Source organism: Microbacterium sp. BH-3-3-3, assembly GCF_007679045.1.
In the GTDB taxonomy this organism is placed as follows: Bacteria; Actinomycetota; Actinomycetes; order Actinomycetales; family Microbacteriaceae; genus Microbacterium; species Microbacterium algihabitans.
Genome location: NZ_VEFS01000001.1, coordinates 1,178,689 through 1,195,355 on the forward strand (window position 1 = coordinate 1,178,689; position 16,667 = coordinate 1,195,355).

At 71.7% G+C, this 16,667-nt stretch carries 16 protein-coding genes and 1 pseudogene; 7 read left to right on the forward strand and 10 right to left on the reverse strand.

The window, feature by feature from the left end; genetic code table 11:
- The first annotated feature begins 32 nt into the window (after window positions 1-32).
- From FS769_RS05505 to FS769_RS05525, 5 genes and pseudogenes are all read left to right on the forward strand, one after another.
- Entirely contained in the window at window positions 33-383 is a 351-nt protein-coding gene (locus FS769_RS05505) for a carboxymuconolactone decarboxylase family protein (protein ID WP_144830428.1), read from the forward strand.
- Window positions 384-385: 2 nt separating this feature from the next.
- Window positions 386-1,705, forward strand: a complete 1,320-nt coding sequence (locus tag FS769_RS05510) for a M20/M25/M40 family metallo-hydrolase (RefSeq protein WP_144830431.1) — start codon at window positions 386-388, stop codon at window positions 1,703-1,705.
- 250 nt (window positions 1,706-1,955) lie between these two features.
- A pseudogene (locus FS769_RS05515) lies at window positions 1,956-2,441 on the forward strand (amino acid ABC transporter ATP-binding protein); the annotation flags it as partial.
- 186 nt (window positions 2,442-2,627) lie between these two features.
- Window positions 2,628-3,608, forward strand: a complete 981-nt coding sequence (locus FS769_RS05520) for an ABC transporter substrate-binding protein (protein WP_144830433.1) — start codon at window positions 2,628-2,630, stop codon at window positions 3,606-3,608.
- Between the two features lie 69 nt (window positions 3,609-3,677).
- Window positions 3,678-4,181 carry a GNAT family N-acetyltransferase gene (locus FS769_RS05525; RefSeq protein ID WP_144830436.1) on the forward strand — a complete coding sequence of 168 codons (504 nt, stop codon included), beginning with the start codon at window positions 3,678-3,680 and terminating at the stop codon, window positions 4,179-4,181.
- A gap of 99 nt (window positions 4,182-4,280) precedes the next feature.
- Here the strand turns inward: FS769_RS05525 and FS769_RS05530 are convergent, their stop codons facing one another.
- Complete coding sequence (locus tag FS769_RS05530) at window positions 4,281-5,375, reverse strand: FAD-dependent oxidoreductase (RefSeq protein ID WP_144830439.1); 1,095 nt, start codon at window positions 5,373-5,375, stop codon at window positions 4,281-4,283.
- Entirely contained in the window at window positions 5,372-5,875 is a 504-nt protein-coding gene (locus tag FS769_RS05535; protein WP_144830442.1) for a GNAT family N-acetyltransferase, read from the reverse strand. The genes FS769_RS05530 and FS769_RS05535 overlap by 4 nt, the downstream gene beginning before the upstream one ends.
- A 136-nt stretch (window positions 5,876-6,011) precedes the next feature.
- Here FS769_RS05535 and FS769_RS05540 point away from each other — a divergent pair, with 136 nt between their 5' ends.
- A complete protein-coding gene (locus tag FS769_RS05540) occupies window positions 6,012-6,728 on the forward strand; it encodes a GNAT family N-acetyltransferase (RefSeq protein WP_144830445.1) in 717 nt (238 codons plus the stop codon).
- A gap of 9 nt (window positions 6,729-6,737) precedes the next feature.
- On the opposite strand, the gene FS769_RS05545 is transcribed toward FS769_RS05540, so the two are convergent.
- Both FS769_RS05545 and FS769_RS05550 read right to left on the reverse strand, forming a co-directional pair.
- On the reverse strand, window positions 6,738-6,977 hold the full coding sequence (locus tag FS769_RS05545; RefSeq protein WP_144830448.1) for a toxin: 240 nt from the start codon (window positions 6,975-6,977) through the stop codon (window positions 6,738-6,740).
- Window positions 6,974-7,237: a ribbon-helix-helix protein, CopG family gene (locus tag FS769_RS05550; RefSeq protein ID WP_144830450.1), complete on the reverse strand. Its 264-nt coding sequence runs from the start codon at window positions 7,235-7,237 to the stop codon at window positions 6,974-6,976. Before FS769_RS05550 ends, FS769_RS05545 begins: the two co-directional genes overlap by 4 nt.
- A 112-nt stretch (window positions 7,238-7,349) precedes the next feature.
- On the opposite strand from FS769_RS05550, the gene FS769_RS05555 reads away from it, so the two are divergent.
- Window positions 7,350-8,363 (forward strand): LLM class flavin-dependent oxidoreductase, encoded by a 1,014-nt coding sequence (locus FS769_RS05555; protein WP_144830453.1) that lies wholly within the window; start codon window positions 7,350-7,352, stop codon window positions 8,361-8,363.
- A 214-nt stretch (window positions 8,364-8,577) separates the two neighbouring features.
- Here the strand turns inward: FS769_RS05555 and FS769_RS05560 are convergent, their stop codons facing one another.
- Genes FS769_RS05560 through FS769_RS05585 form a run of 6 tightly spaced genes read right to left on the reverse strand, consistent with a single transcriptional unit; the run spans window position 8,578 to window position 16,394 of the window.
- Complete coding sequence (locus tag FS769_RS05560; RefSeq protein ID WP_144830456.1) at window positions 8,578-9,765, reverse strand: PLP-dependent aminotransferase family protein; 1,188 nt, start codon at window positions 9,763-9,765, stop codon at window positions 8,578-8,580.
- Window positions 9,762-11,408: an ABC transporter ATP-binding protein gene (locus tag FS769_RS05565; RefSeq protein WP_144830459.1), complete on the reverse strand. Its 1,647-nt coding sequence runs from the start codon at window positions 11,406-11,408 to the stop codon at window positions 9,762-9,764. Before FS769_RS05565 ends, FS769_RS05560 begins: the two co-directional genes overlap by 4 nt.
- Window positions 11,405-12,253, reverse strand: coding sequence for an ABC transporter permease (locus FS769_RS05570; RefSeq protein ID WP_144830462.1), 849 nt, complete (start codon window positions 12,251-12,253; stop codon window positions 11,405-11,407). Before FS769_RS05570 ends, FS769_RS05565 begins: the two co-directional genes overlap by 4 nt.
- Window positions 12,250-13,263, reverse strand: a complete 1,014-nt coding sequence (locus FS769_RS05575) for an ABC transporter permease (protein WP_144830465.1) — start codon at window positions 13,261-13,263, stop codon at window positions 12,250-12,252. The genes FS769_RS05570 and FS769_RS05575 overlap by 4 nt, the downstream gene beginning before the upstream one ends.
- Window positions 13,264-13,292: 29 nt before the next feature.
- Window positions 13,293-14,948, reverse strand: coding sequence for an ABC transporter substrate-binding protein (locus FS769_RS05580; RefSeq protein ID WP_144830468.1), 1,656 nt, complete (start codon window positions 14,946-14,948; stop codon window positions 13,293-13,295).
- A 33-nt stretch (window positions 14,949-14,981) separates the two neighbouring features.
- Window positions 14,982-16,394 (reverse strand): FAD-binding oxidoreductase, encoded by a 1,413-nt coding sequence (locus FS769_RS05585; RefSeq protein WP_144830470.1) that lies wholly within the window; start codon window positions 16,392-16,394, stop codon window positions 14,982-14,984.
- Between the last annotated feature and the right edge of the window lie 273 nt (window positions 16,395-16,667).

Below are 16,667 nucleotides of genomic sequence, written 5' to 3' on the forward strand. Positions count from 1 at the left end.
CGCGCGCGGTGCGCGTGGTTACGGTAGCGAGCATGTCCGAGTACTTCGACCGCACCGCCGACAAGACGTACACCAAGGTGTACAAGACCGAGACCCCCGACATCCTCGCCGCGTTCGCCGCGTTCGATCAGGCCGTGTTCGCCCCCGAAGGGCGCGCGATCCCGCTGAAGTACCGCGAGCTGATCGCCCTGGCCGTCGGCATCACCACCCAGTGCGTGTACTGCATCGACGGACACTCGCAGAACGCCGTCAAGGCCGGAGCGACCGAGGCCGAACTCGCCGAAGCCGCGTGGGTCGCCACCGCCATCCGCGCCGGAGGCGGCTACGCCCACGGTCGCCTCGCCTTCAAGCTCGGCGAGGACGCCCGCCCGCACGAGCACTGACCATGACAGACGTCTCTCCCTCCGCGCCGGGTCCCCTCGAGATCGAGGCGCTGGAGTTCATCCGCGCGCTGATCCGCATCGACAGCGTCAACACCGGAGACGCCGCCACCATCGGAGACGGCGAGACCCGCGCGGCGCTCTTCGTGAAGCAGCGCCTCGACGAGGTCGGGTACGAGACGGTCCTGGTCGAGCCCCGCCCGGGGCGCGCGAGCGTGGTCGCCCGGCTGGCCGGTTCGGATCCGGATGCCGGCGCCCTCGTCGCCCACGCGCACCTCGACGTCGTCCCGGTCGACGCCGACGATTGGACGCACCCGCCGTTCGGCGCCGAGATCCACGACGGCCTGCTCTATGGTCGCGGGGCCGTCGATATGAAGGACTTCGCCGGCATGCTGCTGGCCATCGCCCGGGCGTTCCGCCGCGACGGGATCGTTCCGCGGCGCGACCTGATCTTCGCCTTCTTCGCCGACGAGGAAGCCGGTGGCGTCTGGGGCGCGCGGTGGCTCGTCGAGAACCGCCCCGAGCTGTTCGCCGGGGCGACCGAGGCGATCAGCGAGGTGGGCGGCTTCTCGATCCCCCTGCCCGACGACCGTCGTGCGTACCTCGTCGCGACCGCGGAGAAGGGCGTGACCGTCGCCACGCTCACCGCCCGCGGAGCGGCGGCGCACGGATCCCGCCCCACCGCCGACAACGCGGTCGTGCGCCTCGCGCGCGCCGTGGCCGCGGTCGGCGCACATCGCTTCCCCGTCGTGCGGACCGCGACGCTCGAGCGCTTCCTCGAGGTCTACGGACGCGCCAGCGGCGAGCCCCTCGACGGTGACGATCTGTCTCGCCTGGGGTTCTCGGCATCCGTCATCGACGCGGGAACGCGCAACACGGTCTCGCCGACCGTGCTCACGGCCGGCGGCAAGATCAACGTCATCCCCGCCTCGGCGAGCGCGACGCTCGACGTGCGCGTGGTGCCCGGCCAGGCGGACGCGCTGCGCGACGAGCTCGCGGCCGTCGTCGGTGACGACATCGAGATCGCGTGGTCGCGGTACATCCCGGCGATCGAGGCTCCGGCCGAGGGGCGGCTGATGGACGTGCTGCAGCACGCCGTGACCGCCGAAGACCCCGACGGCACCGTCGTGCCGTACCTGCTGCCCGCGAGCACCGACAACAAGCACCTCAGTCGTCTCGGCATCCGGGGCTACGGCTTCGTGCCGCTGCGCGTGCCCGCCGACTTCGACGTGTTCGGGCAGTTCCACACGGCCGACGAGTGCGTGCCGGTGGAGGCTCTATTCTTCGGGACGCGGGTGACGGCGCGGATCCTGCGCGACGCCTGAGGGCGGAGGTGGCTGAGCCTGTCGAAGCCAGCAGTCCGCGCGGGTCGCGGTCGGGGAGGTGGCTGAGCCTGTCGAAGCCACCGGTCCGCGCGGGTTCCGGTCGGCAGGGGGCTGAGCCTGTCGAAGCCACCGGTCCGCGCGGGTCGCGGTCGGGGAGGTGGCTGAGCCTGTCGAAGCCACCGGTCCGCGCGGGTCGCGGTCCCTTCGACAGGCTCAGGGACCTGGGTAGGGAGGTGGCTGAGCCTGTCGAATCGTGTTCCAGAACTTCCACCTCTTTCCGCACCTCACGGCGCTCGAGAACATCACCGAGGCGCCGCTCGCTCTCAAGCGCCTGGGCAAGAGCGAGGCGCGCGAGCTCGCCCTCGCCCTGCTCGACCGGGTGGGCCTGGCCGAGAAGGCCGACGCCTACCCCCGGCAGCTGTCGGGCGGTCAGCAGCAGCGCGTCGCGATCGCCCGCGCCCTCGCCCTGCAGCCCAAGGTGCTGCTGTTCGACGAGCCGACGAGCGCCCTCGACCCCGAGCTCGTGGGCGAGGTGCTCGACGTCATCCGCGACCTCGCGAAGCTCGGCACCACGCTCGTGATCGTCACGCACGAGATCGGCTTCGCCCGCGAGGTCGCCGACCGCGTGGTCTTCCTCGACGAGGGACGCATCGTCGAGCAGGGGACGCCCGATGAGGTGCTCACCCGACCGCGGTATGCGCGGACCCGCGAGTTCGTCGCGAAAGTGCTCGGCTGACGCGTCCGCCGTGTTCCGGTGGCTTCGACAGGCTCAGCCACCTCGCAACCCGAACCCACCGCACCCCGGTGGCTTCGACAGGCTCAGCCACCTCGCAACCCGAACCCACATCGCCCCACCTCACCACCCGGCCCCGCGACGCGACACCGATGCCGCGGCATCCACACCCTCACAAGGAGACACAGCATGGCACTCAGCAAGAAGCAGGGGATCGCCCTCGGCGTGATCGCCGCAGCCCTCGTCGCCGTCGTCGGCGTCGGCGTCACCATCGGCCTCACCCGACCGACCGAGGCGGTCGCGGCGCCCGAGCGCTCGGCATCCGCCACGAATGCCCCCGCGGAATGGGTGCACACCGACGCCGTGCCCGACGCCGTCGCGGCCCTGAAGGCGAGTGGCTTCACCCCCATCGAGCCGGGCAAGCTCACCGTCGCGGTGGGCGCGTTCACCCCTCCCCTGAGCTATGTGCCCGAGGGTGAGACGCTGCCGTCGGGCACCGAACCCAACATCGGTTCGCTCATCGCCGAAGGTCTCGGCCTGGAGTACAACCCGGTCGTGGTGGCGTGGGCGGACTGGCCCCTCGGCATCCAATCGGGGAAGTACGACCTCATCACCGCCAACGTCACGGTGACCGAGGAGCGCAAAGAGCTCTACGACTTCGCGAGCTACCGGCAGGACCTGCTGGGCTTCGCCGTGCGCGCCGACAGCTCGATCGCGAAGATCGGAACCGCCGACGACATCTCCGGGCTGAAGATCGTCGTCGGCTCGGGCACCAACCAGGAGAAGGTGCTGCTCAGCTGGAACCAGGAGCTCTCCGCCGCCGGCAAGGCCCCGGCCGACCTGCAGTACTACGACGACAACGCCGCGGCGACCCTCGCCCTGCTCTCGGGCCGCGTCGACGCGACCTTCGGTCCGAACGCGACCGCCGCGTGGGCGGCGCGCGACACGGGTGAGACGAAGGTCGTCGGCGTGGTTCCGGGCGGCTACCCCCTGCAGGCCGACATCGCCGCCGGCACCAAGAAGGGCAACGGCCTCGTCGAGCCGGTGCAGATCGTGCTGAACGACCTCATCGCGAACGGGAAGTACGCCGAGGTACTGAAGGCCTGGAACCTCGATTCCGAGGGCATCTCGACCTCGCAGATCAACCCGCCGGGACTCCCGAAGTCCTGAGGGCCCGCGCACGGCCCGGTCTTCTTCGACCGGGCCGTGCCGTGCGTTCACCGGAGAAGAATGGATGCCATGACCACGACCCTCACCGTCCGCCTCGTCGCCCCGCAGGAATACGCGGAGGCCGGGCGGATCACCGCCGAGGCCTATCGCGTCAGCTACGACGGGCTCTCGGAGGCGTACCTCGCCTCGCTCGCCGACGTCGCCGGCCGCGTGGAGTACGGCGAGGTGTGGGTCGCCCTCGATGGGGACGAAATCGTCGGCACGGTGTGGACGCCGCGGCCCGGCGAGCGACTCTCGCCCCTGGCCCGCGAGGGCGAGCTCGACTTCCGCCAGCTCGCCGTGGCACCGTCGGCGCGCGGCCGCGGCGTGGGCGAGCTGCTCACGCGACACGTGCTCGGCCTCGCCCGCGATCGCGGCGCGACCCGCGTGGTGATGAACAGCGGCCCGGAGATGCTCGGCGCGCACGCGCTCTACCTCAAGATGGGCTTCCGCCGCCTGACCGAGCGGGAGGACCCGATCGAGGTCGAACCCGGTCGCTGGCTCGACCTGCGCGCGTTCGGGTACGACCTCTGACGGGCGGGGTTTTCGACCGGCGACGGAATCGGATGTCAGGCGCCCAGGGATCCGCATCCGATGCGTTCGCCCGACCCCGCTCCGGCGGCAGGCCGGATGTCAGCCCGCGAGGGCGGCGAGAGTGCGGCCGACGACGGGCGTGAACTTGAACCCGTGGCCGGAGAAGCCCGCTCCGACGACGATCGGACCCGTGCGCTCGAGCACGAAGCGGGCGTCGACCGTCGAGGTGTAGGTGCACGTGATCTCGGTGAAGTCCGCGGCATCCACCCCGGGAAGCCACTCCGCGGCGTACCGGACGAGCGCCGCGGTGAGGTCGCGGTCGGGCACGAAACTGCGGTGATCGGGGTCGGTGACCGGACCCGCCGCGTGCCACCCGGCCTTCACCCCCTGACCGGGCGTCAGCATTCCGTAGACGGGCGCCGCGAACCACGCCGTCGCGGGATCGTCCGCCGACGGGTGGTGGTTGAAGCCCGGCCAGTGCGCCGTCTCATCGAGAGGACGGAAGTGCGCCGGCTGCTCCTGCGTCACGCGCAGGGCGGGGAGCGAGACGCCCGGAACGCCCGCGAGGGTCTTCGCCGTCCACGCGCCGGCGGTGCACACGAGGCGCCGCGCGTGCACGCGCCGAGGGCCCTCGGCATCCGTCACGGTGAAGCGCACGTCGTCGTCGCCGCGCACCTCGATGTCGGTGACGGCGGTGTTCCAGTGGATGCGCGCCCCGGCACGGGCGGCTCCCGCGAGGAACGCGGCGACCGACTCGTCGGCGTGCAACCGACCCGCCCCGGCGTTGTGCAGCACCGGTCCCGCGAAGCGCAGGCCGGGCCACCGATGCGAGGCCTCCGACGCGTCGAGCACCTCGGCCGCGAGGCCGCCCGCCGAGATCGCGGCGGCCGTCGCCACGGGGTCGACGCCGGGCCCGTGCGTGACGATACCGGTGGTTGTCAGCAGGGGCTGGCCCGCCTCGGCCTCGAGCTCGCGCCACAACACCTCGGCGTCGCGGAGCCAGGCGAGGTACTCGGGCTCGGCGTAGGCGACGTTGAAGTTGCGCGAGGCTCCGTGCGAGGCGCCGCGGACGTGACCGGGTTCGAACTGCTCGAACACGCTGACTTCGCGACCCGCCCGGGAAAGGTGCCACGCGGTGGCCGCGCCCATCGCGCCGGCGCCGACCACGGCGACGTCGATCCGCTCCGCGCTCACGGGCGGAGGTCCTTGGCGAAGCAGCGCGAGCCGGCGAACCGGATGTACGGCTCGAAGACCTCGATGGGCGCGTAGCCGATTCGCTCGTACAGCGCGATGGCCTCGGGTTGGCGGTCGCCCGTCTGCAGGATGAGCCGTGATGCGCCCCGTGCCGCGGCGAGGCGCTCGAGTTCCGCCATGAGCGCTCGGCTCGCCCCGCGCCCCCGCGCGCCAGGGGAGACGTACACGCGCTTGACCTCGAGTTCCGCGCCGACGGCGCGCAGCGCGGCATGGCCGACCGCCTCGCCGTCGACGGCGCGCACGAGCACGACCTCCACGATCGTGGCGGGGTCGACGGCGAAGTCCCGGGCAAGCCGGTCGGCCGTCGCCTCGTCGAAGGCGGCGAAGATCTCCGCGTATCGGGGTGAGATCTCGGCATCCATCGCCTCACGCAGCGCGACCGCCGAGGCGTCGTTCCAGTCGACGTTCTCGATGGTCCAGGTCGTCTGCGCGGCGGTCATCTCCCCAGTATTTCCGGATGCCGCGCGGCGCAGGGTCGCACCGGAAACGCCCGGTAACACGGGTCGCGGTCGGCCCCGCATTGCGCCCGACGACAGCCGAGTTGCACCCCGGGCGGAGTCGGCGCAGAGTGTCACGGTGACCTCCCCCTCGACACTCGACATCCCCCACGCCGACGCCACCGTGCTCGACAACGCGGCGTGGCACTCGCTCGCCGGCCCGCACGCCTCGTTCGCGATCGGCGGCGACCTCGTGCGCCGATATCCGTCCGATGTCGCGCCGTTCGTGGCCGTGCGCACGTGGGACGAACCGGGGGTGTGGGACGCCCTCCGCGACCTCGTCGGACCGGGTGCCGACGTGGGCCTGTCGGGCTACGAGGGTGCGATCCCCGAGGGCTGGGAGTACGTGGGCGGCGGCGAGGGCGTGCAGCTCGTCGAGACGCCGGCCCTGCAGACCCGCCCCGATGACGAGGCGATCGAGCTCGGTGCCGACGACGCGGCCGAGATGATCGCGATCGTCGAGCGCAATCAGCCCGGCCCATTCCGGCCCCGCACCTACGAGCTGGGGCGGTACATCGGCATCCGTCGGGAAGGACGACTGGTGGCGATGGCCGGTGAGCGCCTGCACCCCACCGGCTGGACCGAGATCAGCGCGGTCGCGGTCGACGCCGATCACCGTCGGCAGGGCCTCGCCTCACGACTCGTGCTCGACGTGGCCTTCCACATCCAGCAGCGCGGCGACCGGGCTCTGCTGCACGCCGCCGCGGCGAACGTCAACGCCATCGCGGCGTACGAGAAGCTGGGCTTCGCGCTGCGGCGTCGCAATCGCTTCGCGGCGGTCCGGACGCCCGCGTGACGGCCCGAGTCACGGAAGAAGGTCGAGCATCTGCGGTCGTGCCTTCTGCGCATGGATGACGAGCTCGTTCCCGCTGTCGAAGGTGAGCACGACGGTATCGATCAATCGGCCCTCCCGGTCGAAACCGAGACGGAGCTGCCGGGCGGGCGAGTCGTCGTCGAGATCCTCCACCCACAGCGGCGACGTGGCGGCCTGAATGATGTCCTGAGGCGAAAGTCCGTGCTTGCGCGCTGAGTCGTGGATCGTCACGCAGCGTACGCGGCGATCGCAGCACGGATCAGCTCGGAACGAGACTGGTGCGCTCGCGCGGCTTGCGCGTCGAGCGCGGCCAGTTCTTCCGCGGTCAGCCGCAGCGCGATGATCTGCGACGGTTCGGCGCCGCGTCCCGGGCGACCTCGCCCGCGGCGCTTAAGCGCTTCGACGTCGAAACCCGCTTCAGCCTCATCTGCCCAGGCGCCGATCTGTTCGTCCGAGACGGGGACCCCGTTGATCGACTCCTCGCTTGCCATGGGAAAAACGTAATACGGAATTCCCGCGGGGTCCATACCCTCCTGAGCGACCCCGTGACGGCGAATGACCGACTTCTGCGCTCCAGGCCGCGCGCCCGGTTAGCGTGACCAGATGACCCGCCCGCTGCGCTCCCTCGGCTTCCTCACCATCGGCCTGTTCGATCGCGACGACCCGCGCGCGGGACACGAGACGACGCTGTCGATCATCGAACGCGGCGAGCGCCTCGGCTTCGACAGCGCCTGGCTGCGCGACCGGCATCTGCAGTACGGCATCTCGTCTCCCGTCGCGGTGCTCGCGGCCGCCACACAGCGCACGAGTCGCATCCGCCTGGGCACGGCGGTGATCCCGCTCGGGTGGGAGAATCCGCTGCGCCTGGCCGAAGACCTCGCGACCGTCGACGTGCTGTCGGGCGGGCGTCTCGAGCCCGGGTTCTCGGTCGGGCCGCCGCGGCGCCTCGACGAGGTCGCGACGGCGCTGTACCCCGACACCGCCGACCGCGAGGACTTCGGCTACGAGCGTCTAGTGCGGCTGCGCCGCTTCCTCGCCGGCGAGCAGGCCAGTCCGTTCGCGGGGACCGAGGGGATCGAGGAGTACTCCGAGCGGGTCGAGCCGCACGCCGCGGGCTTGGCCGATCGGCTCTGGTACGGCGCGGGCAGTCCCGGCTCGACGACGTGGGCGGCCGAGAACGGCTTCCACCTGCTCACCAGCAGCGTGATCCAGGCGGTCGAGTCGACCGACTTCGACGCCGAGCAGTACGCGCAGATCCGCCGCTACCGCGACGCGCATCGCGACGGCGAAGCCGCCCGCGTCTCGCAGGGGCTCGTCGTGGTGCCCACCGACTCGGCCACGCCCGAGCAGCGTCGCCGCTACGAGGCGTATGCCGACTCGCGGCGTGGGCGCGTCGGAGTCCCCCAGGGCCCGCGCGGCATGCTGTTCGCCGAAGACCTCGTCGGCACCTCGGAGCAGATCGCCGAGCGACTGCTGTCGTCGCGCGCGTTCCCCGAGGTCGACGAGGTGGCCTTCGCCCTGCCGTTCGCCCTCGCGCCCGACGACTACGTGCAGATCCTCGAAGACATCGCCGGGCGACTCGGGCCGCTGCTGGGGTGGGCACCGACCGCACCCTGAGGGACCACCGCCGGGTGGACGGATGCCGCGCGGGCGGGCCCGCGGGGAGGGGGTGCCCGCCTGGTGCGGACGGCGCGGGGTCCCGTTGAGCGCACTCGCGCTGCGCGACGGCCGCGCGGCACAGCCTCCGCGATTCGCACAACCTCGGCCGGGGTCGGGCCGCGTGCGCTGAGCCTGCGCGAATCGCTGAGCCTGCGCGAACCGTCGCGCGCGCTCAGCGCTGCCGCGCCACCGCCCGTGCGAGCCGCGCCGCCGCTTCGCGCAGCAGCTCCTCCGATGTGTCGCCGTAGGCGAGACGCAGGTGACGGTCGGCATCGGTGCCCGGGCCCGAGGCGAAGAACGACCCGCGCTGGTACTCCACGCCCTCGGTGCTCGCGTCGGCGGCGAGCCGGTCGGCGTCGATGCGATCATCGGTCAGGCGCGGCCACAAGAAGAGTCCACCGTCCGGCACGGCGACGTCGAAGAAGCCGGATGCCGAGAGCTCAGCCGCCAGAGTGTGCGCGCGCGAGCGGTACAGGTCACGGGCCCGGCCGACCACGCGGTCGAACAGCGACTCGTCGGTGGTCAGCAACTCGGCGACCACGCCCTGCACGAACGTCGACGAGTGCGAGTCCTGACGGCTGCGGAGGGCGACGGCATCCGGGATCAATCGCTCCGGCAGCACGACCCACCCGAGCCGCAGGCCGGGCCCGAGGGTCTTGGTGAAGGTGTTCACGTGGATGACGTGGTCGGAGTCGTGGAACGGCGCGACCGACTCCGCCTCGCCGTGGAACCGCAGCTCGCGATAGGGGTCGTCGGCGAAGACCGTGAAGCCGTAGCGCTCGGCGAGCGCGACGAGCTCGCGACGCTTCGCCGTGGGCAGCGACGACTGCGAGGGGTTGTGGAACTCGGGCACGGTGTACACCGCGGCGGGTCGGGCTCCCTCGCGCAGGCGCTGCTCGAGCTCGTCGACGTCGAGTCCCGCAGACCCGACGCGGATGGGGAGCACTCGCGCGTCAGTCAGCTCGAGCCCTCGCAGGAAAAGCGGAAACACGGGGTTGTCGACCGCGACGAGATCGCCGCGCTCGAGCACCGTCTGCACGGCGAGCGCCAAGCCGTGGAAGCCACCGTTGGTGATGAGCACGCGGTCCACCGCGACGCCCTCGCGCGCCGCGATCCATTCGCGCAGCGCCGGGATCCCCTCGGTGCGGGAGTACTGCAGCGACGCGGCACCGGGGCGCGAGAGCACGCGGGCCGTCGCCTCGGCGAGCTCCGCGGTGGGTAGCACCGTGGCATCCGGGATGCCGCCGAGAAGCTCGATCGCATCGGGGCGACGATCGCGCAGCGTCTGGTCGCCGAAACCCTTCGGCGCGGTGAAGGCCTGCACGAGGGTGGGGCGGGACGACGGGGAGAGAAGGGTCATCGGGAACTCCGGGGGTCGCGGAACGGGATGGCGTCGATGAGGGCGCGGGTATACGCCTCGCGCGGGTGCGAGAGCACGTCGGCCACGCGGCCGGCCTCGACGACCCGGCCGTCCTTCAGCACCGAGACGGTGTCGGCGATCTGGCGGACGAGGGCGAGGTCGTGCGAGACGAACAGGTACGTGAGCCCCCGCTCGCGCTGCAGGCGGCGCAACACGTCGAACACCCCGGCCTGCACCGTCACGTCGAGGGCACTGGTCGGCTCGTCGAGCACGATGACGTCCGGCTCGAGCACGAGGGCCCGGGCGATCGCGACGCGCTGGCGCTGACCGCCCGACAGGGCATCGGGGCGACGCCGGGCGAGATGGGTCGACAGGCCCACGGCATCCAGTGCCTCGGCGACCGCGGTCACCCGCTCGGCACGCGTGCCGACCCGATAGCGGTCGAGCGGCTCGCGCACGATGCGCCCGACGCTCCACGTGGGATCGAGCGAGGTGAAGGGGTTCTGGTACACGAGCTGCAGGTGGCGACGGATGCCGCGCAGCTGGGCCGGCGTGCGTCCGGTGACCGGCTCGCCGTCGACGCGGATCTCGCCGGCATCGGGGGTGTCGAGCCCGAGCAGCAACCGCACGGTGGTCGTCTTTCCCGAGCCGGATTCTCCGACGAGCGCGTGCGTGGTTCCGGGCGGCACGCGGAACGACACCCCCGACACCGCCGGCCGTGGGGCACCGTCGACGACGAAGCTCTTCGACACCTCGCGCACCTCGATGCGGGTCGAAGCGGTGTCGGTCGTCCACGCGTCGACCCCGCGGTCGTCGAGGTCGCGCCGGTACCGGTCGGGGTTGAGCGCGGGGGCGTCGGCCTGCAGCTGCCTCGTGTACGCGGATGCCGGGGCGGCGAACACCGCGCGCGTGGCACCGGCCTCTTGGATGCGGCCGTCTTTGAGCACGACGATCTCGTCGGTGCGTTCGGCGGCGATCGCCAGGTCGTGCGTGATGAGGAGGAGCCCGATGCCGAGGTGGTCGCGCAGCTCGCCGAGCAGGTCGAGGATGCGCTTCTGGATCGTCACGTCGAGGGCGCTGGTGGGCTCGTCGGCCACGAGCAGCTGCGGCCCGGGCAGCACCGCGAGCGCGATGAGCACGCGTTGCAGCATGCCGCCCGACAGCTGGTGCGGGTACGAGTCGTAGACCCGGCGGGGGTCGGGCAGGCCGACGCGGTCGAACGCCTCGAGGATCGCCGCGCGCTCGTCGGCGACTCCGGCGAGGGCGGCCGCCTCGTGCGCCTGCGACCCGATCGTGCGCACGGGGTTGAGGGCGTGCGCCGGATCCTGCGGCACGAAACCGATTCGTCGTCCGCGCAGGGGGCGGAAGGCGCGCTCCGAGAGCCCCAGCACGTCGGTGCCGTCGAGCTCGACGCGCCCGTGCGCGCGGCCCGTGGCCCGCGGCAGCAGGCGCAGCACCGAGCGGGCGATCGTCGACTTGCCCGAACCCGATTCGCCGATCAGGGCGAGGCTGCCGCCGCGCGGAATCGAGAACGACACGTCGTGCACCACGGGGGTGCGCCCGTAGGCGACCGAGAGATCCTCGACGCGCAGGAGCGCGGTCCGCGTGACCAGGTCGGGACGGACGGGAAGCGAGAGGGTCATGACGTCCTCCGGAGGAAGCGGCTGATGCGGTTGATCGAGAGCACCGTCGCCACCGTGACCACCGCCGGCCAGACGACGAGCCACGGCGCACGCGGGTAGTCCTTGCCCGCCGAGATCAGCAGTCCCCAGTCGGATGCCGGGGGCGGATCGCCGTAGCCGAGGAAGGCGAGTCCCGCGATCACGAGGATCGACAGTCCGAACTGCAGTACCGCGAGCGGCACGAGCGAACGCGACGCGTTGGGCAGCACGTGGCGGAACAGCACGTGCAGGCTCGACCCGCCCTGCAGCCGCGCGGCCTCGACGAACACCGACGAGCGCACCCGGAGCACCTCGGCGCGCATGACGCGGGCGAAGACCGCCACCGCCGAGACGCCGGTGGCGATCGCGGCGTTGATGGTCTGGAAACCGAGCGAGCTGACGATGACCACCGCGAGCAGGAATGCGGGGATCGCCAGGAGCACGTCGACGAAACGCGCGAGCACGACGTCGGTCCACGAGCCGAGGAAGCCGGCGAGAAGCCCGATCAGCCCGCCCACGACCACCCCGATCGTGACCGCGACGAGCGCGCTGGTCACCGAGGGCTGTGCGCCGAAGACGATCCGCGCGAACAGGTCGCGGCCGAGGTGGTCGGTGCCGAGCAGGTGCGCGGCGCTCGGCGCCTGGAGCTTGTCGGCGGGCACGCCCTGCGCGGGGTTCTGGCTCGTGAAGAGCGTCGGCGCGAGCGACCACGCGAGCACCACCGCGACGACGACGAACGAGGCGATCACGTCGAGGGGCAGGGCGAACCGGATGCCGCGCGCCCGGGCGACCGTCGCGCTCGGGGCGAGGGCGGGGGCGGCGCTCATACGACGCTCACCTCCTCGCGCAGCGGGGACGCCGGGCCCACGGGAGGAGTGGCTCGCGTGCGACCGCGCGAGGCGATCGAGACGCGCGGGTCGAGCAGCGGATACGCGAGGTCGGCGGTCAGGTTGACCACCACGAAGACCACCGCGGCCAGGGACACGACCGCCTGCAGCACCGGGAGGTCTTGACCGGCCACGGCCGACTGCACGAGCGTGCCGACGCCGACGCGTCCGAAGATCGCCTCGGTGATGAGCGCGCCGCCGAGCAACTCGCCCACGATGAGGGCGAGCACCGTGACACTCGGCAGCGCCGAGGGCTTGGCGAGGTGGCGCAGGAACAGCGCACCCGAGCGCAGACCGCGCGAGCGGGCGACGGCGACGTACTCCTGCCGCGACTCGTGATCGAGCGACGAGATGAGCACCTCGGCCAGCTGTGCCGACACCGGGATGCCGAGGGCCACCGCCGCGAAGCAGGTGCCCCACGCCGTCTCGGTGTCGATCATGCCGAACAGCCCGAGCCCGAACGCGAAGACGTGGATGAGCAGCAGACCGATGACGAAGTTCGGCACCGAGAGGAACAGCGACGGCAGCGAACGCAGCACGCCCTGTCCGAAGCGCGCGGGGACGAACTGCGTGCCGTACGCGATGGCCACCGCCAGCACCACGGCCACGGCGAGGGCCGCCGCCGCGAGCGCGAGGGTCGACCCGAGCGCATCGAGCATGAGCGTGGCGACGGGCAGGTTCGAGCGCAGCGAGACGCCGAGGTCGCCGACCACGAAGCGCCCGAGCGACGAGCCGAGCTGCACCCACCACGGCTGATCGAGGCCGTAGAAGGCGACGATGCGGGCGATGTCGTCCTCGGTGAAGCCGTTGTCGGGGTTGCGCAGCGTCGTGGTGATCGGGTCGCCCGGCAGCACGCTGATCACCGCGAACGTGAACAGGTAGGCCAGGAGCACGACGATGATCGCCTGCCCGGTGCGCCGCAGGGCGAAAGGGCCGTAGGTGCGCAGCATGCGCTCCTCCTCTCGGGGTGGAATCGCGATCAGTCGTTCAGCGAGGCGTCGAGGTAGTACGCGTAGGCGAGGCCGTTGTAGGTGACGCCGGTCAGCTCCGGCGACTGCACGTACACGCGCTGCACGATCTGGGTCAGGGGAACGAAGTAGCCCTGATCGAGCACGTAGCCCTGCAGCTCGTCGGCGACCTTCGCGCGCGCGTCGCGGTCGGTGGCGGTCGCGAGAGCATTCGCGAGGTCGTTCAGCGTGGCATCCGAGGTTCCGACCTTGAACCAGTCCTCGTCGCCCTTCTTCTGCGCGGTCAGCACACCCGCGACGGTTCCGACGTCGACGAAGCTGCGCGTGATCTCGGTGGCGGGCACGGCCGCGTTGCCGATGACCTTCTGCCCGTAGGTGGGCACGTCGTAGCTCTCGAGGTTCACCTCGAAGCCGAGGCTCGTGAGCTGCTGGTCGACGAGCTCGTCGACCGATTGCGAGGCCTGCAGGTAGGGGTTGGGATAGAGCGTGAACGACAGCTTCTGGCCGTTCTTCTCGCGCACCCCGTCGGCACCCTTCGTCCAGCCCGCCTCGTCGAGCAGCCGTGCGGCCTCGTCGGGGTCGTATGCGAACGCGTCGGCGTGGTCGGTCGCCTCGGGCACCGTGCTCTGGAAGAACGACTCGGCCGCGTGCCAGTCGGGCGTGTAAACGGTCGAGAGGATCTGATCGCGGTCGATGCCGTGCTGCACCGCCTGACGCACATTGACGTCGTCGAAGGGCGCGACCGAGGTGTTCAGCGCATAGCCGTTGACGAAGCCGAGGTAGCGGGGCGTTTCGACGGTGAGCCCCTCGCCCTTGAGCGCCTCGAGATCTTGGGGGCTGGCGTTGTAGGCGACCTGGGCCTGACCCGACTCGACCGAGGCGGTGCGCAGCGTCGGTTCGGCGACCTGCTTGTAGGTGATGGTGTCGAGGTACGCGGCACCGTCGTGGCCGACCGCTTCGGGGCCCCAGTCGTAGTCGTCACGCTTCTTCAGCACGACGCTGTCGCCCTCGGCGACCTTCTCGACGACGAAGGGACCGCTGCCGATGTCCTTCGTGAGGTCGGCCTGCTGGTCGGCGGGCAGGGCGAGGCTCGCCGGCGACAGCAGGATCGAGCCGTGGTACGCCAGCGTGGGGATGAAGCTCAGCGTCGGTGCCGAGAACGACACCGTGACCGTCGTGGCATCCACCGCCTCGGCGCCCACGTAGTTCGCCGAGGGGAAGAGGCCGATGCGGTTGATGCCCTCGTCGGGACGCCCCTTCGCCCACAGGTCGATGTTGGCCACGACCGCGGCGGCGTCGAGCGGAGTGCCGTCCGAGAACGTGACCCCCTCTTTCAGGTGCAGCGTGAACTGCGTCTTGTCGGCGTTCTCGTCCCAGCTCTGCGCGATCCACGGGCTGAGGTCGCCCTCGGCGTCGACGTAGACGAGCTTGTCGGTGAGGTTGCCCCAGATCTGTCCCTGATAGCTCGAGATGGAGCTGTTGTTGGGGATCCAGGTGGCACCGAGCGAGTCGATGAGGAACACCAGATCGCCGCCGGTGCGCGGGGCGGAGCCCTCGGCGGGGGCGTCGGTCGAGCCCGCGCCGCACCCGCTGAGCAGGACGGCGCCGACGGTGAGGGCGGAGGCGACGCCGATGAGGCGCCGGAACGGGCGGGGCTGCGTGGTCATGGGGTGTCCTCGTGTGTGCGGTGGAGATTCGGGTTACAGGGCTTTGCCGGGGTTGAACAGGCCGGCGGGATCGAGAGCGTTCTTGAGGGCGAGCTGCGCCTCGCGCACGCGGACGGCGAGCTCCTCCGCGGCGAGATCGCGTTTGACCGTGCCGATGCCGTGCTCGCCGCTGACGGTTCCGCCGACGGCGAGGGCCGCGCGCACCACGTCGTCAGCGGCGTCGTGCACGGCGGCGGGCGGCAGCGAGGGGTCGGCCCCCGGCGGGACGCGGAGGGTGATGACCGGGTGCAGATTTCCGTCGCCCGCGTGCGCGACCGCGCTCACCGACACTCCGTGCCGATCCGCGATCGCCGGGAATCCCGCGAAGATCTCCGCGATGCGCGACTTCGGCACCGCGACGTCTCCCCCGGCGAACCAGTGGTCGTCGTCGAAGCGGCGGCCCGAGCGGCGCAGTTCCCACAGGGTCTCGGCGTCCGCGTCGTTCTCGACCCGCACGGTCGCGCCCGCCGCCGTCAGCGCCGCCGTCAGTTCGGCGGTCTGCTCGTCGATGCCGAAGCCGTCGAGCTCGATGAGCAGCAGGGCAGTTCCGCGATCGCGCAGGCCCGATCCCTGGGCGGCGTCGATGCCCTCGAGCGTGGGCTGGTCGAGGAACTCGATGACACTCGGGCGCACCCGCGACGCGGTGATCGCCCCGATGGCCGCAGCCCCGGCCCCGGTCGAGGAGAAGAACGCGGTGACGGTGCGACGGGCGACGGGCAGGGGACGGATGCGCACCGTGGCCCCCACGACGATGCCCAGCACACCCTCCGATCCGACGAACAGCGAGACCAGGTCGAGGCCGGTGACGCCCTTGATCGAACGGTGGCCGACCGAGACGAGGCTGCCGTCGGCCAGCACGACGTCGAGGGCGAGCACCGACTCGCGCGTCACGCCGTACTTCGCGCAGCGCAGGCCACCGGCGTTCGTGGCGATGTTGCCGCCGATGGTCGAGATGCGCCAACTCGCGGGATCGGGGGCGTAGAACAGGCCGAGGGGCTCCAGGCGTTCGTTGAGCGCGGCGTTGAGCACGCCCGGTTCGACCACGGCGACCTCGTCGGCGGGCGACACCTCGACGATGCGATCGAGGCGGGCGGTCGAGATGACGAGCTGATCGGCGGATGCCGTGGCGCCGCCCGACAGGCCCGTTCCGGCGCCGCGGGGCACGATGCTCACGCCGTGGCGCGCGGCCAGCCGCACGAGCTGCTGCACCTCGGCGGGGCTCGCCGGAAACGCGACCGCCGGCCCGTCACCGGCGGAGGCCCGACGCGGAGCGGTGCCGGCGTCGAACGCGAACGCGGCGGTCTCGACCGAGGGGCGAAGCACCTCGATGTGCGACGCGTCGGCTCGCACATCGTCGAGCAAGGCGTCGAGGCCCGTGGTCGGGGCGATGACGGGGGTGGCACTCATGAGCGGACCTCCTCGGGTCGGGATGCGGCGGCATCCGGGAAGACGGGGACGACGCCGAAGGTAGGACGACGAGCCGCCCGGCTCATCCCGGAGGACACGCACCGTAGCGGCCCGTCATCGCCGGTCACGGTGCGTCGCACGGCGTCACGAAGACCGCGCCGAGGTGCGCACGACGAGCCGCCGCGCTACGGTCCGCCCCCGCTCGGGCGCTCGCGTCGTTTCAAGGCGTTGCGTTACGGCCGGCCTTGAGCCCCGCCGCGCCGCCGGGCGACA